This is a genomic window from Streptomyces toxytricini (assembly GCF_014649915.1).
In the GTDB taxonomy this organism is placed as follows: domain Bacteria; phylum Actinomycetota; class Actinomycetes; order Streptomycetales; family Streptomycetaceae; genus Streptomyces; species Streptomyces toxytricini.
In genome coordinates this window covers 85,886-102,516 of sequence record NZ_BMTY01000019.1, presented here as the reverse complement: position 1 = coordinate 102,516, position 16,631 = coordinate 85,886, and the positions used below count along the sequence as shown (strand labels likewise).

Sequence of the window (16,631 nt, the reverse complement as noted above, 5' to 3'; positions counted from 1 at the left end):
GGGGGAGGCCCCTGGGGGGCGCCGCTCGATAGCAAGGTGCTGGAGGATCCGTGGACCTGTCCCTGTCGACTCGCACTGTCGGCGACCGCACGGTCGTGGAGGTCGGTGGCGAGATTGATGTGTATACCGCGCCCAAGCTGCGCGAGCAGTTGGTCGAGTTGGTGAACGACGGCAGCTACCACCTGGTTGTCGACATGGAGCGGGTGGACTTCCTCGACTCCACCGGCCTCGGTGTGCTCGTCGGCGGCCTCAAGCGCGTCCGCGCGCACGAGGGCTCGCTGCGCCTGGTCTGCAACCAGGAGCGCATCCTGAAGATCTTCCGTATCACGGGTCTGACCAAGGTGTTCCCGATTCACACGACGGTGGAGGACGCCGTCGCCGCCACCGACTGACGTCCGTCCCCGTCCCGGGCGCAGCCGTGCGCCGGCCCGGGCAGCGGGGGCGCCGGAGAGGAGCGGGGGGCGCGGGCCGCGAACGGCCCGGGCCCTCCGCAAGGCACGCCCAGTCCGAGGGGGACGCAATGGCCACCGTTGAACTGCGCTTCAGCGCCCAGCCCGAGCACGTCCGCACGGCCCGCCTGGTCGCGGCCGCCGTGGCGCGCCGGGTCGGCGTGGACGAAGCCGTGCTCGACGAGGTCCGCCTCGCCGTGGGCGAGGCCTGCTCGCGCGCCGTCGGACTGCACCTCAGCAACGGGCTCACCGCGCCCGTCCGCGTCGTGCTCACCGAGGAGGAGAAGTCGTTCTCCATCGAGGTCGGCGACGAGGTGCCCGGCCCGTCCGGCGGGACCGTACCCGGCCTGCAGGCGGCCCTCGACCCGGACGGCGACACGGAGGACGAGATGGGGCTCGCGGTGATCAGCGGCCTCGTCGACGACGTCGAGGTGATCAGCGGCGAGGCCGGCGGCACCATCCGCATGAGCTGGCCCGTCTCGGGACCGGGCGGGGGCGAACTGCCCTAGCCGGTACTCCCTGATTATTTTTGGATCTTATTCAAGGCCCTGCCGAGCAGGGCCTTTTCTCATGTCCGGACGGGTATTCCGGATCAATGACCAGGCGTCAATGCCTTTGCCCCATTACCTCTTTCGGGGGTAATGGAGTGACGCGATCTATTGGTGGGGTGCAAGAGCAGGCCAATTCCGTTTCCGGTGCACTGTTTTGATGCGGAAGAGGTCCCTACAATCCGTCCACATCTTGAGCTCATCACGTCAAGGAGGACGAATGACGGGGCTCTTCACCCCCAACGCGCCGGACGGCACCGCCGATCTGGCAGCCGCCGTACTCACCGAGGACAATCGGCTCATCGTCATGGTGATCGCGGCCGTGGCAATCGCCGCACTCGTCGTCGCGCAGGTCCTGGTCCGCCAGGTCCTTTCCGCCGACGAGGGAACCGACAGGATGAAGGAGATCGCCGCGGCCGTCCAGGAAGGCGCCAACGCCTACCTCGGCCGGCAGCTGCGCACCCTCGGCATCTTCGCCGTCGTCGTGTTCTTCCTGCTCTTCCTGCTGCCCGCCGACGACTGGGCCCAGCGGGCGGGCCGCTCCGCCTTCTTCCTCGTCGGCGCCCTCTTCTCGGCCGTCACCGGCTACATCGGCATGCGCCTCGCCGTCCGGGCCAACGTCCGCGTCGCCGCCGCCGCACGCGAGGCCACCCCGGCCGAGGGCGAACCCGCCAAGGACCTGACCGACGTCTCCCACCGGGCCATGCGGATCGCGTTCCGCACCGGCGGCGTCGTCGGCATGTTCACCGTCGGCCTCGGCCTGCTCGGCGCCTCCTGCGTCGTCCTGGTGTACGCCGCCGACGCCCCCAAGGTCCTGGAGGGCTTCGGCCTCGGCGCCGCCCTGATCGCGATGTTCATGCGCGTCGGCGGCGGCATCTTCACCAAGGCCGCCGACGTCGGCGCCGACCTGGTCGGCAAGGTCGAGCAGGGCATTCCGGAGGACGACCCGCGCAATGCCGCGACCATCGCCGACAACGTGGGCGACAACGTCGGCGACTGCGCGGGCATGGCCGCCGACCTCTTCGAGTCCTACGCCGTCACCCTCGTGGCCGCGCTCATCCTCGGAAAGGCCGCCTTCGGCGACCTCGGCCTCGCCTTCCCGCTCATCGTCCCCGCCATCGGCGTCGTCACCGCGATGATCGGCATCTTCGCGGTCTCCCCGCGCCGCTCCGACCGCAGCGGCATGACCGCCATCAACCGCGGCTTCTTCATCTCCGCCGCGATCTCCCTGGCCCTGGTCGCGGCCGCCGTCTACGCGTACCTGCCGTCCTCGTACAAGGACCTCGTCGGCGTCGGGGACGCGGCGATCACCGGCCACTCCGGCGACCCCCGGATCCTGGCCCTGGTCGCCGTCGCCATCGGCATCGTGCTGGCCGCCCTGATCCAGCAGCTCACCGGCTACTTCACCGAGACCACCCGGCGCCCCGTCCGCGACATCGGCAAGTCCGCCCTGACCGGGCCGGCCACCGTCGTCCTCGCGGGCATCTCCGTCGGCCTGGAGTCCGCCGTCTACACGGCGCTCCTCATCGGCCTCGGCGTCTACGGCGCGTTCCTGCTCGGCGGCACCTCGATCATGCTCGCGCTCTTCGCGGTCGCCCTGGCCGGCACCGGCCTGCTCACCACCGTCGGCGTGATCGTCGCCATGGACACCTTCGGCCCCGTCTCCGACAACGCCCAGGGCATCGCCGAGATGTCCGGCGACGTCGAGGGCGCGGGCGCCCAGGTCCTGACCGACCTCGACGCCGTCGGCAACACCACCAAGGCCATCACCAAGGGCATCGCCATCGCCACCGCCGTGCTCGCCGCGGCCGCACTGTTCGGCTCGTACAACGACGCCATCTCCACCGCGGTGAAGGAAGTCGGCGCGAAGGCCGGGGAGATGAACCTCAGCCTCGACATCGCCCAGCCCAACAACCTCGTCGGCCTCGTCCTCGGCGCCGCCGTGGTCTTCCTCTTCTCCGGCCTCGCCATCAACGCCGTGTCCCGCTCCGCGGGCTCCGTCGTCTACGAGGTGCGCCGCCAGTTCCGCGAGCGCCCCGGGATCATGGACTACACGGAGAAGCCCGAGTACGGGCGCGTCGTCGACATCTGCACCAAGGACGCCCTGCGCGAACTCGCCACGCCCGGCCTGCTCGCCGTCATGGCGCCCATCGCGGTCGGCTTCGTCCTCGGCGTCGGCGCGCTCGGCGCGTTCCTCGCGGGAGCCATCGGCTGCGGCACCCTGATGGCGGTGTTCCTCGCGAACTCCGGCGGGGCCTGGGACAACGCGAAGAAGCTCGTCGAGGACGGCCACCACGGCGGCAAGGGCAGCGACGCCCACGCCGCGACCGTCATCGGCGACACCGTCGGCGACCCGTTCAAGGACACCGCCGGACCGGCGATCAACCCGCTGCTGAAGGTGATGAACCTGGTGGCGCTGCTGATCGCGCCGGCCGTCGTGCAGTTCAGCTACGGCGCCGACACCAGCCCGACCGTCCGCGCGATCGTCGCGGCCGTCGCCATCACCGTCATCGTCGCCGCGGTGTACGTCTCCAAGCGGCGCGACATCGCCGTCGGCGAAGGCGGCGACGGGGCCGCCGCCGAGCGGGTGTCCAAGCCGTCCGACCCCGCGGTGGTCTCCTGACCCGGAGGGACCCGCGGCGGCACACCACGGAGGCGGACGGGCGGCGCGTACGGGCGCGCCGCCCGTCCGCCTTTCCACGACGGGCGACGGCGGCCGTGTATCTTCCCCGCGGAGAGCCTCCTCGAAGGGACCGATCCGGTGAACAAGAAGCTTGCGGCCGCGGTGTCCGGCTGTGCGGCGCTGGTGCTCGTGCTGTCCGGCTGCGGCGACGACGGCGACGAGAAGGCCAACGCCTGGGCCAAGAAGGTCTGCGACGTGTGGCAGCCGCACTTGGACAAGGTCGAGAAGGCGAACGCCGAGATGAAGCGGGTCTCGTCGCAGGACAGCAAGTCGGACGAGGTCCAGAGGGTCGACTCCGCCGCCTTCCAGACGCAGGCCGACGCGTACACGGCGATGGCCAAGGCCCTGCGCGACGCCGGCGTCCCGCCCGTCAAGGACGGGCAGTCCACGCTCGACGCGTCGGCCGGCGGCTTCGAAGCGGCGGCCAAGGGCTACGCGGACGTGAAGACCAAGATCGACGCGCTGGACGCGAAGGACCCGGCGAAGTTCGCCGACGGCCTCGAAGCTCTCAGCGGCGACATCGAGGCGGCGAACCAGGGCAGCAAGAACGCCTTCGGCGAGCTCAACGAGAGCGGCATGGCGAAGGCGTTGAACGCGCAGAAGGGCTGCAAGGTCGCGGCCCCCGCACCGACGGGCTGATCCACCGGTCCGCCGGGCCGCCCGGCGGACCTCCGCCGCGGCACCTGCCGGGCGCCCGGCCGCGCGCCGCACCGATCGGCGGCGCCGGCCGACACAATGGACGCGTGAGTACCTCCAGCCTCCCCACGCCCGACCGCGCCGCCGAACTCCGCACCGCGCTGCTCGCCGCCGGCTTCACCGCCGACGGGCTGCTCGACCTGCTCGGCGCCCCCGCCTACGCCGCCCTGGCCCGCAGCGAGACCGTGCCCGCCCTGCGCGCCACACGGAGCGCCGGCGGCAGCCCGCTCGCGAGCCTGGTCCGGCTGTTCCTGCTCCGGCAGACCGTGCCGTCCGCGGACGCCGCGCGGGCGCTGCCGCTGGAGGCCGCTCTCGCCGACGGCTGGCTGCACCGCGCGGAGGACGCCGGCGGCGGGGACGCGGTCCGCGCCGCCGTCGACGTCCGCCCGTACGGCGGCCCGGACGGCGAGGACTGGTTCATCGTCTCCGACCTCGGCTGCGCCGTCGGCGGGGCCGGCGGGATCGGCTCGCGCGAGGAGGGCGTCGTCCTCGGCGTCGGCGGCGCCTCCACCACCCTCGCCGGGATCACCGTGCGCACCCCCGTCGGCACCGCCCTCGACCTCGGCACCGGCTCCGGCATCCAGGCGCTGCACGCCGCCGGGCACGCCACCCGCGTCACCGCCACCGACGTCAACCCCCGCGCCCTGGAATTCACCCGGCTGACGCTCGCCCTGTCCGGGGCGCCGGAGGCCGAGCTGCTCCTCGGGTCGCTGTTCGAGCCCGTCGGGGACGCCGCGTACGACCTCATCGTGTCCAACCCGCCGTTCGTCATCTCCCCCGGCGCCCGGCTGACGTACCGGGACGGCGGCATGGGCGGCGACGACCTGTGCCGCACGCTCGTCCAGCAGGCCGGCGCGCACCTGAACCCCGGCGGCTACGCGCAGTTCCTCGGCAACTGGCAGCACGTCGAGGGGGAGGACTGGCGGGACCGGGTCCGCTCCTGGGTGCCGCGCGGCTGCGACGCCTGGATCGTCCAGCGCGACGTCCAGGACGTGACCCAGTACGCCGAGCTGTGGCTGCGCGACGCGGGCGACCACCGCACCGCGCCGGAGGAGTACGCGCGCCGGTACGAGGAATGGCTCGACGAGTTCGAGGCCCGCAAGACCAAGGCGGTCGGCTTCGGGTGGATCACGCTGCGCCGCAGCGGCGCGGAGGAGCCGTCGATCGTGGTCGAGGAGTGGCCGCACCCGGTGGAGCAGCCGCTCGGCGACGCGGTCGCGGCGCACTTCGCCCGCCAGGACTACCTGCGCGACCACGACGACGCGGCCCTGCTGGAGGCCCGCTTCGCCCTGGCCGGCGAGGTCGTCCAGGAGCAGGTCGGCGCGCCCGGCGCGGAGGACCCGGAGCACGTGGTGCTGCGGCAGAACCGCGGCATGCGGCGGGCCACCAAGGTCGACACGGTCGGGGCCGGCTTCGCGGGCGTCTGCGACGGCTCGCTCAGCGCGGGCCGGATCCTCGACGCCATCGCGCAGCTGGTGCAGGAGGACCCGGTGGGGCTGCGGGCCCGGACCCCGGAGGCGATCCGGCTGCTCGTCGAGCAGGGGTTCCTGGAGCCGGTCGCCGACCGCTGAGCCGTCACCGGGGGTTCGCCTGCCGTTCCCCCGCGGCTGGCAGGCTCCGCGGCGGACGGGGCGCACGCCCGAGGGGCCCCGGGGTGCCGGGGGGACGCCGGGGCCCCCGGAGCGGCGCCGGCGACGAGGGGGGAACGGCATGGAGCGCGGTCCGGCGGTGTTCGCGGCGGTGGTGTTCCTGCTGTACGGGACGGCCCTGCTGGCCTGGACGGGGGCGTGCGCGCGACGCGGCGCGCCGGTTGCCGAGGGCGTGCGCCCCTCGCTCGCCCTCCCGGCGGCCCTACTCGGCGCGGCGGCGTCGCTGGCCCTCGGGGCGTGGTGCCTCGCACACGTCTGACTCCGCCCGCCCCGCCGGCCGCGGTCCGCGGGGCAAAGCCTGACGTCAGGAGGGGTGCGGGGGCGGGGCCAGACGGCCCCCTGGCCACTCGGGCCGGTGATCGGGACGGGTCCGGCGGGGTATCCGGGCGGCAGAAATGGCACTAGTCGGGTTACCGTTCGAGTGGCCGTTGCGGGCTTGTGCCGTTTGACACGGGGGCGGGTTGTACCGTCACACTCCGCAGCGTCGCCGTACTGCGACCGAGTGCCGACCGGAGAGAAGAGCCAAGTTGTCCCCGACTAGCGAGACCGCACAGGGCGGCCGCCGACTCGTCATCGTCGAGTCCCCTGCCAAGGCGAAGACGATCAAGGGCTACCTCGGCCCGGGATACGTCGTCGAGGCGAGCGTCGGGCACATCCGCGACCTCCCGAACGGCGCCGCGGAGGTACCCGAGAAGTACACGGGCGAGGTGCGCCGCCTCGGCGTGGACGTCGAGCACGACTTCCAGCCGATCTACGTCGTCAACGCCGACAAGAAGGCCCAGGTCAGGAAGCTCAAGGAGCTCCTGGCCGAATCGGACGAGCTCTTCCTCGCCACCGATGAGGACCGCGAGGGCGAGGCCATCGCGTGGCACCTCCAGGAGGTCCTGAAGCCGAAGGTCCCCGTCCACCGCATGGTCTTCCACGAGATCACCAAGGACGCGATCCGCGACGCCGTCGCCAACCCGCGCGAACTGAACCAGCGCATGGTCGACGCCCAGGAGACCCGCCGCATCCTCGACCGGCTCTACGGCTACGAGGTGTCCCCGGTGCTGTGGAAGAAGGTCATGCCGAAGCTCTCGGCGGGCCGCGTGCAGTCCGTGGCCACCCGCCTCGTCGTCGAGCGCGAGCGCGAGCGCATCGCCTTCCGCTCCGCCGAGTACTGGGACCTGACCGGCACCTTCTCCACCGGCCGGGCCGGCGACCCCTCCGACCCGTCGACCCTCGTCGCCCGCCTGAACACCGTCGACGGCAAGCGCGTCGCCCAGGGCCGCGACTTCGGTGCGAACGGGCAGCTGAAGAACGCCGAGGTCCTCCACCTCGACGAGGCGAACGCGCGCGCCCTGGCCGCCGCCCTCGCGGACAGCTCCTTCGCTGTCCGCTCGGTCGAGTCCAAGCCCTACCGCCGCTCCCCGTACGCCCCGTTCCGTACGACGACGCTCCAGCAGGAGGCCTCGCGCAAGCTCGGCTTCGGGGCGAAGGCGACCATGCAGGTGGCGCAGAAGCTGTACGAGAACGGCTTCATCACCTACATGCGAACCGACTCCACGACGCTGTCCGACACCGCCGTGGCCGCGGCCCGTGCGCAGGTCACGCAGCTGTACGGGGCCGACTACCTGCCGGAGAAGGCTCGCGTCTACGCGGGCAAGGTCAAGAACGCGCAGGAGGCGCACGAGGCGATTCGCCCTTCGGGTGATCGTTTCCGCACGCCCGCCGAGACCGGCCTGACCGGCGACCAGTTCCGGCTCTACGAGCTGATCTGGAAGCGGACCGTCGCCTCCCAGATGAAGGACGCGACCGGCAACTCCGTCACCGTCAGGATCGGCGGCACGGCCCGCGACGGCCGGGACGCCGAGTTCACCGCCTCCGGCAAGACGATCACCTTCCACGGATTCATGAAGGCGTACGTCGAGGGCGCGGACGACCCGAACGCCGAGCTCGACGACCGCGAGCGGCGCCTGCCGCAGGTCGCGGAGGGCGACGCGCTCGCCGCCGACGAGATCACCGCTGACGGCCACGCCACCAAGCCGCCGGCCCGCTACACCGAGGCCTCGCTGGTCAAGGAGCTCGAAGAGCGCGAGATCGGCCGCCCGTCGACGTACGCGTCGATCATCGGGACGATCCTCGACCGCGGCTACGTCTTCAAGAAGGGCACGGCCCTCGTGCCGTCCTTCCTGTCGTTCGCCGTCGTCAACCTGCTGGAGAAGCACTTCGGCCGGCTCGTCGACTACGACTTCACCGCCAAGATGGAGGACGACCTCGACCGCATCGCCCGCGGCGAGGCACAGGCGGTGCCGTGGCTCAAGCGCTTCTACTTCGGCTCCGAGGAAGCCTCCGGCATCGTGCCCGCCGACGGCGACCACCTCGGCGGCCTGAAAGAGCTCGTCACCGACCTCGGCGCGATCGACGCCCGGGAGATCTCCTCCTTCCCGGTCGGCGAGGGCATCGTGCTGCGCGTCGGCCGCTACGGGCCGTACGTGGAGCGCGGCGAGAAGGACGCCGAGGGCCACCAGCGGGCCGACGTGCCCGACGACCTCGCCCCCGACGAGCTGACGGTCGCGTACGCGGAGGAGCTCTTCGCCAAGCCGAGCGGCGAGTTCCAGCTGGGCGCCGACCCGGTCAGCGGCAACCAGATCGTCGCCAAGGACGGCCGGTACGGGCCCTACGTGACCGAGGTCCTGCCCGAGGGCACGCCGAAGACCGGCAAGAACGCCGTCAAGCCGCGCACCGCCTCGCTGTTCAAGTCGATGTCCCTGGACACCGTCACCCTCGACGACGCCCTGAAGCTGATGTCGCTGCCGCGCACCGTGGGCACCGATGCCGAGGGCGTGGAGATCACCGCGCAGAACGGCCGGTACGGCCCGTACCTGAAGAAGGGGACGGACTCGCGGTCGCTGGAGTCGGAGGAGCAGCTCTTCACGATCACTCTCGACGAGGCGCTGGCGATCTACGCCCAGCCCAAGGCCCGCGGGCGGGCGGCGGCCAAGCCGCCGCTGAAGGAGCTGGGCACCGACCCGGTCAGCGAGCGGCCGGTCGTCGTCAAGGACGGCCGCTTCGGCCCGTACGTGACGGACGGCGAGACGAACGCGACGCTGCGGCGCGACGACGACGTCGAGACGATCACCCCGGAGCGCGGCTACGAGCTGCTCGCCGAGAAGCGGGCGAAGGGGCCGGCGAAGAAGACGGCCAAGAAGGCCGTGAAGAAGGCCCCGGCGAAGAAGGCGACGACCGCGAAGAAGACCGCCGCGAAGAAGACGGCGGCGGCCAAGACGACGACGGCGAAGAAGACGGCCGCGAAGAAGACGACCACCGCGAAGGCGGCCGCCGCGAAGAAGACGGCCGCGGCGGCGGGCTCGGCCGAGGAGTAGGCAGGACCGCAGGACCGCAGGACCGCAGGACCCCGGCGGGGCGGTACCGGCGCGTGCGCGCGGGGTACCGGCCCCGCCGCGCGTCCGGGGGGCTTCGGGCCGACGCTCCCGGCGTGCGCCGGGAGGTGCCGGGGCGGGCCGCGGGGAGGGGCCGCCGGGGTTGTCCACAGGCATCCGCAGCCGTCCGGCGCAGCGGATAGGCTGGGCGGATGACGCGAGCCGAGCAGCCGACTGGCGTGACCGCCCCCGTGAACCCCTCCTACGACGAAGCCCTCGCCGCGGACTCCCGCGAGCGGGCGGTGCGCGCACTGCTGCGCACACCCAGGCTGCGGCGGCTGTGGAGCGCCCAGCTCGTGAGCGGCATCGGCGACGCCCTCGCCCTGCTGGTCCTGGTGCTGCTGGCCTTCCAGACCGCCGTCTCCCAGGAGGTGTTCGGCGGTGGCTACCGCGGCTGGGCCCTGACGATCGCGGCCGTCTTCGGCGCCCGCATCGCGGCGACCCTGGTCTTCGGCGCCGTCCTGCTCGGCCCGCTCGCGGGGCTCGTCGCCCCCGGCGGCAAGCTCGACCGCCGCTGGACGATGATCGCCGCCGACGCGCTCCGGATCGGACTGTTCGTCGTCGCCCCGCTGTGGCTCGACTGGATCCCGGCGCATGCGCTGACCGCGCTGCTGGCCACCGTCTTCGTCGCCGGCGCCGCCGAGCGGCTGTGGACCCTGGCCAAGGACAGCGCAGCCCCCGGCCTGCTGCCCGCCGCGCCGCCCGAGGGCGCCGCCGTGCGGCCGCTGCCCGACCACCTCGACGCGCTGCGCCGGCTCACCCTGCGTACCTCGTTCGCCGCGATGCCCGTCGCCGCGGCCGTGCTGCTCGCCGCCACCCTGGTCGGCAAGGCCCTCGCCCTCGGCGTGGACTGGCTCGCCGCGAACCAGGCCGCCCTCGGCTCGTACGTGGCCGCCGGACTGTTCGCCGCGTCCCTGTCGCTGCTCGTCCCGCTGGTCCTGCCCGAGAGCCGGACCCCGCGGCCGCGCTCGCCGCTGGAGGGGCTGCGCGCCCCCAAGGCGGGAGACCGGCCCGACAAGGGGCGCACCGGCTCCATCCCGCTGTTCGTCCTGGCCTGCGCGGCCGTCGCCGGAGCCGTATCCGCTGCCGCGGCCGTCGCCGTGCTGCACGCGTACGGCCTCGGCGGCGGCCCCGCCGCCTTCGCGCTGCTCGTCCTGGCCCTCCTCGGCGGCACCGCCGCCGGCATCCGCGCCACCCAGGCCGGGAAGGTGCTGCCCGCCCTGTCCCGGCGCCGGCTGCTGGCCCTCGCCATAGCGGTCGAGGGCGCCGCGCTGCTGCTGAGCGGCCTGGTGCCCGACACCGCGACCGTGCTGCTGCTGTCACTGCTCGCCGGCACCGCCGCGGGCGTCGCCGCGAACACCGGGCACACCCTGCTGGACCAGGAGACCGAGGAGCTCCGCCGCGGCCGCACCACCGAGCACCTCCAGGCCGTCGTACGGGTCGCGGTCGGCCTCGGCGCGCTCGTCGCCCCCGTGGTGGCGGCCGGCATCGGCCCGCACCGGCTGACCGCCGGCGACCTGGTGTTCCGGCACGGGGGCGCCGCGTACACGCTGATGCTCGTCGGAGCCCTGCTGCTGCCGGTCGCCGTGATCGTGCTCGCCAAGGCCGACGACCGGGGCGGCGTACCCCTGCGCCGCGACCTGCGCGACGCGCTGCGCGGCGGGGAGCCCCTCCAGGCCCCGGCCGGCTCCGGGTTCTTCATCGCCCTCGAAGGCGGCGACGGCGCCGGCAAGTCCACCCAGGTCCAGGCCCTGGCCGAGTGGATACGGGGCAAGGGACACGAGGTCGTCGTCACGCGCGAGCCGGGCGCCACCCCGGTCGGCAAGCGGCTGCGCTCGATCCTGCTCGACGTCTCCTCCGCCGGGCTGTCGAACCGCGCCGAGGCCCTGCTGTACGCCGCCGACCGCGCCGAGCACGTCGACACGGTGGTCCGGCCCGCCCTGGAGCGCGGCGCCGTCGTCATCAGCGACCGCTACATCGACTCCTCGGTGGCCTACCAGGGCGCCGGCCGCGACCTGTCCCCGACCGAGATCGCCCGCATCTCGCGCTGGGCGACCGACGGGCTCGTCCCCCACCTGACCGTGCTGCTCGACGTCTCCCCGGAGACCGCCCGCGAGCGGTTCACCGAGGCCCCCGACCGGCTGGAGTCCGAGCCCGCCGAGTTCCACCAGCGGGTCCGGGCCGGCTTCCTCACCCTGGCCGCGGCCGACCCCGGCCGCTACCTCGTCGTCGACGCCGGACAGGACCCGGAGTCGGTGGCCACCGTCGTACGCCACCGCCTGGACCGGATGCTCCCGCTCTCCGAGGCCGAGGCGGTCGCCCAGGTCGAGGCGCGCCGGAAGGCCGAGGAGGAGGCGCGGCGCCGCGCGCAGGAGGAGGCCGCGCGGAAGGCCGAAGCGGAGCGCCTGCGCGCCGAGGAGGAGGCCCGCCGGGCCCGCGAGGCCGAGGAGGCCCGCCGCCGGGCCGAGGCGGAGGCTGCCGAGACGCGCCGCATCGCCGAGGAGGAGGCCGCCCGCAAGGCCGAGGAGGAGCGGCTGCGCGCCGAAGAGGAGGCGCGCGCCCGCGCCGAGGCCGAGCGGCTGCGCGCCGAGGCCGAGGCGAAAGCCCGCGCCGCCGAGCAGGAGCGGCTCCGCCTGCAGGCGGAGGAGGAGGCCCGGCTCCGCGCCGAGGCGGAGGAGCGGCGCCGGGAGAAGCAGCGGCGCGCCGAAGAGGCGCTGCTGAAGGCCGAGGAGGCCCGTCGGCTGGCGGAGGCCCAGGCTGCCGCCGCCGCAGCGGAAGCGGCCCGCAAGGCCGCGGCTGCTGCCGCTGCGCCCCCTGCCGCCGCGCCCGCCGAGCCGGCCCCGCGTATCTCCATGACCAAGGAGCCGCACCCGGACGACGCGGTGACGGTGGAGACCCCCGTGGTCCGGCCGCCGGTGGACAAGCGGGTCGTCCGCCCCGACGACGTGACGCAGACGGTGCCGATGCCGAAGGCGGACCCGGCCGGGCCCGCCGCGGACCGGGTCGACCCGGCGGCGGAGACCTCCGTGCTGCCGCCCGTGCCGGCGTCCGACCCGGCCGACGAGACGGCCGTCCTGCCGCCCGTACGCCCGGACGCGCCCCGGCCCCGCCCGCAGGCGCACTCGGCGGTCAGGCCCACGGCCCGGCGCCCCGACCACGACCCGGCGGACCGGGTCCCGCCGGGCATCTTCCGGGACGCCGACGACGACGTGACCCGCGAACTGCCGCTCCTCGACGAAGCCGGCCGGCCCCGGTCCGGACGCCCGTCGTGGGCGCAGGACGCCGAGGACGACGACATGCCGACCCTGGCGGACGAACTGCTCGGCCCGCGCGACGACACCGAAGACGACGAAAACGGCCGCCGCAACCGCTGACGGGGGGCGAGCCCGGCCCCTGCCCCGCCGTACCCGGGCTGCCGCCCGCCGAGAGGCGCCGGCGGCCCGGCGACGGGGGCGCTGGGCGCAGGTCGGGGGGCTGCGCCCGTGGCGGGTTGTCGGCCGCGGGCCAGGCGCGTACGGGCGCCCGCGGAACCGGGCGGCTGCGGCCCGGAGCGGGCCACGCCGGGCTGCTGCCGACCGGGAGGCGCCCGCGGGTACGCGAAGACGGGGCAGGCCCTCGGACTCCGGCCCCGGTGCGGGACCACGGCGCCGGGTGGCGGCCGGCGGCCCGGCGTTGGCGGCGAGGCACGGCTCGGGCCGGGGCGGATGAGCCCCGGCCCGGGGCGCGCCCTCGGCCGGAGGCGGCTCCTGACCGGTTCCGCGTCGGGACCGCAACCGGCTCCGCGGCAGGTTGCCGACCCGGTCCCGGTCCCGGTCCCGGTACTCGCGCCGGGCCGAGCCGGGTTGCCGACGGCGGTCGGGCTCCGGCCTTGAAGCCGGGATCGGGGCCGCGGGCGGGTTTCCGCTGCCCGGCAGGCGCCCGCGGGAATGCAGGTGCCGGAGGCGCCCAGGGCCTTGCCCGGCACCGGGCCGGGCAGCCGGCCGGATCCGGGCAAAGGACCCGCGTGGTCGGGACTGTCGGCGGTGGGCGTCACACTGGAGGGCGCACGTGCCGAGTCGGCGGCGGCCGTGCGGCCGGCATGGCGGATGGTGCGCGAGCAGTACGTGGAAGGCGGTGGGCGGGATGCCCGTGTGGGACGACCTGGTGGGCCAGGAGCGGGTGCAGGCGCAGCTGGCCGCGGCCGCCCGTGACGCCGATGCCCTCGTCACGGCCGTGGAGGCCGGGGAGGAGCCGCCCGCCGCGTCCAAGATGACCCACGCCTGGCTCTTCACCGGCCCGCCCGGCTCCGGCCGGGCCACCGCCGCCCGCGCCTTCGCCGCCGCCCTCCAGTGCACCAGCCCCGACCGCGCCCTCGGCGGCGAGCCCGGCTGCGGCTTCTGCGACGGCTGCCACACCACCATGGTCGGCACCCATGCGGACGTGGAGGTCGTCCGGACCGACCTGCTGTCCATCGGCGTCAAGGAGACCCGCGACCTCGTCCGCCGCGCCCAGCTCTCCCCGGCCGTCGGCCGCTGGCAGGTCATCGTCCTGGAGGACTCCGACCGCCTGACCGAGGGCGCCGCCAACGTCCTGCTGAAGGCCGTGGAGGAGCCCGCTCCGCGGACCGTGTGGCTGCTGTGCGCCCCGTCCCTGGAGGACGTGCTCCCCACCATCCGCTCCCGCTGCCGGCACCTGACGCTGCGGACCCCGCCCGTCGCGGCCGTCGCGGACGTGCTCGTACGGCGCGACGGCATCCCGCCCGACATGGCCGCCTTCGCCGCCCGGGCCACCCAGGGGCACCTCGACCGCGCCCGCAGGCTCGCCCAGGACGAGTCCGCCCGCGCCCGCCGCGCCTCCGTCCTGAAGCTCCCGCTCCGCGTCGCCGACGTCGGCGGCTGCCTGAAGGCCGCCCAGGAGCTCGTCGACGCCGCCGCCGAGGACGCCAAGCAGCTCGCCGAGGAGGTCGACGCCAAGGAGACCGAGGAGCTGAAGGCCGCCCTCGGCGCCGGAGCCGGTACCTCCGGCCGCCTGCCGCGCGGCACGGCCGGCGTAATGAAGGAGCTGGAGGACCGCCAGAAGCGCCGCCGCACCCGCACCCAGCGCGACAGCCTCGACCTCGCCCTGACCGACCTCACCGGCTTCTACCGCGACGTCCTCGCCCTCCAGCTCGGCAGCGCCCTCGCCATCGCCAACGAGGACCTGCGCCCCGACCTCGAACGGATCGCCCGGGCCGGCGGCCCCGAGCGCACCCTGCGGCGGATCGAGGCGATCAGCGCCTGCCGCGAGGCCCTCGACCGCAACGTGGCCCCGCTCCTCGCGGTCGAGGCCATGACGATGGCACTCCGCGCGGGCTGACAGCCGCAGGACCCCGCCCGCAGGAGCCCGGCCCGCCCCGGTCGGCCGCGGTTGACCGCTCACCCGTACGAGCGACCCGCCCGGCGGCGGCGCGGGAACGCCGGGCAGTGCCCGGGCGGCCGCCCGACGCTCACCCGGCCGGGGCGCCCGCAGGCACGTAGGCTCCGAGGATGGACACCAGTCGCCTCCTGCGCACCACCGGCACCGTCCTCGCGGCGGCCGGGCTGCTGCTCTCCGGCTGCACCTCGGACGGCTCGACGGCCTCCCGCGCCTCCGCCTCAGCGGTCCGCGGCACCACCCCGGCCGCGCAGCCGACCGCCGTCCCCGCCGCGCTGCGCCTGTACTACGAGCAGAAGCCGGCCTGGCGCGACTGCGGTGTCCCCGGCTTCCAGTGCGCCACCATGAAGGCCCCCCTGGACTACGCCCACCCCGAGTCCGGCCAGGACGTCGACATCGCCATCGCCCGCCGCCCCGCGACCGGCCCCGGCAAGCGCCTCGGCTCGCTGGTCGTCAACCCGGGCGGACCGGGCGGCTCCGGCATCGGCTACCTCCAGGCCTTCGCCGGCATCGGCTACCCGGCGTCCGTACGCGCCCAGTACGACATCGTGTCCTTCGACCCGCGCGGCGTGGACCGCAGCAGCCCCGTCCAATGCCTGACCGGGCCGGGCATGGACAAGTTCACGCAGGTGGACCAGACCCCCGACGACGAGGCGGAGCGCGCCCGGCTCGTCGCCTCGTTCAAGGAGTTCGCCGCGGCCTGCCGGGAGCGCTCGGAGCGCATCCTGCCGCACGTCTCCACCGTCGACGCCGCCCGGGACATGGACATGCTGCGCGCGGTCCTCGGCGACGAGAAGCTGACGTACGTCGGGGCCTCGTACGGCACCTTCCTCGGCGCCACGTACGCGGACCTCTTCCCCGGCCGGGCCGGCCGGCTCGTCCTGGACGGGGCGATGGACCCCTCCCGCGCGGCGATCGACATGAACCGCGACCAGACCGCCGGCTTCGAAACCGCCTTCCGCTCCTTCGCCCGGGACTGCGCGAAGCAGCCGGACTGCCCGCTCGGCAAGGGCGGGCCGGACTCGGTGGCCGCCCGGCTCGGGGAGTTCTTCACCGCGCTCGACGCCGAGCCGGTGCCCAGCGGAGACCCGGCCCGCCCGCTCGGCGAGTCCCTCGCCACGACGGGCGTGATCGCCGCCCTGTACGACGAGAGCGCCTGGCCGCAGCTGCGCGAGGCGATCGCCGCGGCGATGGACGGCGACGGCTCGGGCCTCCTCGCGCTCGCCGACACGTACTACGAGCGCGAGCCCGACGGCCGGTACGCGAACCTGATGTACGCGAACGCCGCCGTGAACTGCCTCGACCAGCCGCCGGCCTTCTCCGGCCCCGAGGCCGTCCAGGCGGCCCTGCCCTCGTTCCGCAAGGCGTCCCCGGTGTTCGGCACGGGCCTGGCGTGGGCCGCGCTGAACTGCACGTACTGGCCGGTCAAGGCCACAGGCGAGGCCCGCCCCCTGACCGCGAAGGGCGCCGCTCCGATCGTGGTCGTCGGCACCCTCCGCGACCCGGCGACCCCGTACAAGTGGGCCCAGGCCCTGGCGGGCCAGCTCGACTCGGGCGTCCTCCTCACGTACGACGGCGACGGCCACACGGCATACGGCCGCGGCAGCACGTGCATCGACAACGCGATCAACACCTACCTCCTGGAGGGCAAGCCCCCGCAGAACGGTAAAAAGTGCACGTGACCGGGCGCCCGGGGACCCGCCCCACAACCCGGTTCGGGGCACCCCGTTCGAGCCTGTAGACTAGGCGCCGCTGCTGATGAGCGAACCCCACCAGGGGAACACTTGTCTACC

General features: G+C 74.4%; 10 protein-coding genes. All 10 read left to right on the top strand.

The genetic code is table 11. The features are described 5' to 3' along the window. The first annotated feature begins 50 nt into the window (after positions 1-50). The 10 genes from bldG (at position 51) to IE170_RS23375 (ending at position 16,520) form a co-directional block, all read left to right on the top strand. Positions 51-392: an anti-sigma factor antagonist BldG gene (bldG, locus tag IE170_RS23420; protein WP_030152678.1), complete on the top strand. Its 342-nt coding sequence runs from the start codon at positions 51-53 to the stop codon at positions 390-392. 128 nt (positions 393-520) lie between these two features. Next, positions 521-958, top strand: coding sequence for an ATP-binding protein (locus tag IE170_RS23415; RefSeq protein ID WP_189811422.1), 438 nt, complete (start codon positions 521-523; stop codon positions 956-958). A 259-nt stretch (positions 959-1,217) separates the two neighbouring features. Further along, complete coding sequence (locus IE170_RS23410; RefSeq protein WP_189811421.1) at positions 1,218-3,620, top strand: sodium-translocating pyrophosphatase; 2,403 nt, start codon at positions 1,218-1,220, stop codon at positions 3,618-3,620. A 138-nt stretch (positions 3,621-3,758) separates the two neighbouring features. Then, positions 3,759-4,319 carry a small secreted protein gene (locus tag IE170_RS23405; RefSeq protein WP_189811420.1) on the top strand — a complete coding sequence of 187 codons (561 nt, stop codon included), beginning with the start codon at positions 3,759-3,761 and terminating at the stop codon, positions 4,317-4,319. A gap of 104 nt (positions 4,320-4,423) precedes the next feature. Further along, a complete protein-coding gene (locus IE170_RS23400; protein WP_189811419.1) occupies positions 4,424-5,947 on the top strand; it encodes a DUF7059 domain-containing protein in 1,524 nt (507 codons plus the stop codon). A 139-nt stretch (positions 5,948-6,086) separates the two neighbouring features. Further along, a complete protein-coding gene (locus IE170_RS23395) occupies positions 6,087-6,284 on the top strand; it encodes a hypothetical protein (protein WP_189811418.1) in 198 nt (65 codons plus the stop codon). Positions 6,285-6,552: 268 nt separating this feature from the next. After that, entirely contained in the window at positions 6,553-9,390 is a 2,838-nt protein-coding gene (topA, locus tag IE170_RS23390) for a type I DNA topoisomerase (protein ID WP_189811417.1), read from the top strand. A 209-nt stretch (positions 9,391-9,599) separates the two neighbouring features. Further along, positions 9,600-12,821 carry a dTMP kinase gene (tmk, locus tag IE170_RS23385; protein ID WP_189811416.1) on the top strand — a complete coding sequence of 1,074 codons (3,222 nt, stop codon included), beginning with the start codon at positions 9,600-9,602 and terminating at the stop codon, positions 12,819-12,821. 748 nt (positions 12,822-13,569) lie between these two features. Next, positions 13,570-14,781, top strand: a complete 1,212-nt coding sequence (locus tag IE170_RS23380) for a DNA polymerase III subunit delta' (protein WP_189811415.1) — start codon at positions 13,570-13,572, stop codon at positions 14,779-14,781. A gap of 170 nt (positions 14,782-14,951) precedes the next feature. Next, entirely contained in the window at positions 14,952-16,520 is a 1,569-nt protein-coding gene (locus tag IE170_RS23375; RefSeq protein ID WP_189811414.1) for an alpha/beta hydrolase, read from the top strand. Positions 16,521-16,631: the final 111 nt, after the last annotated feature.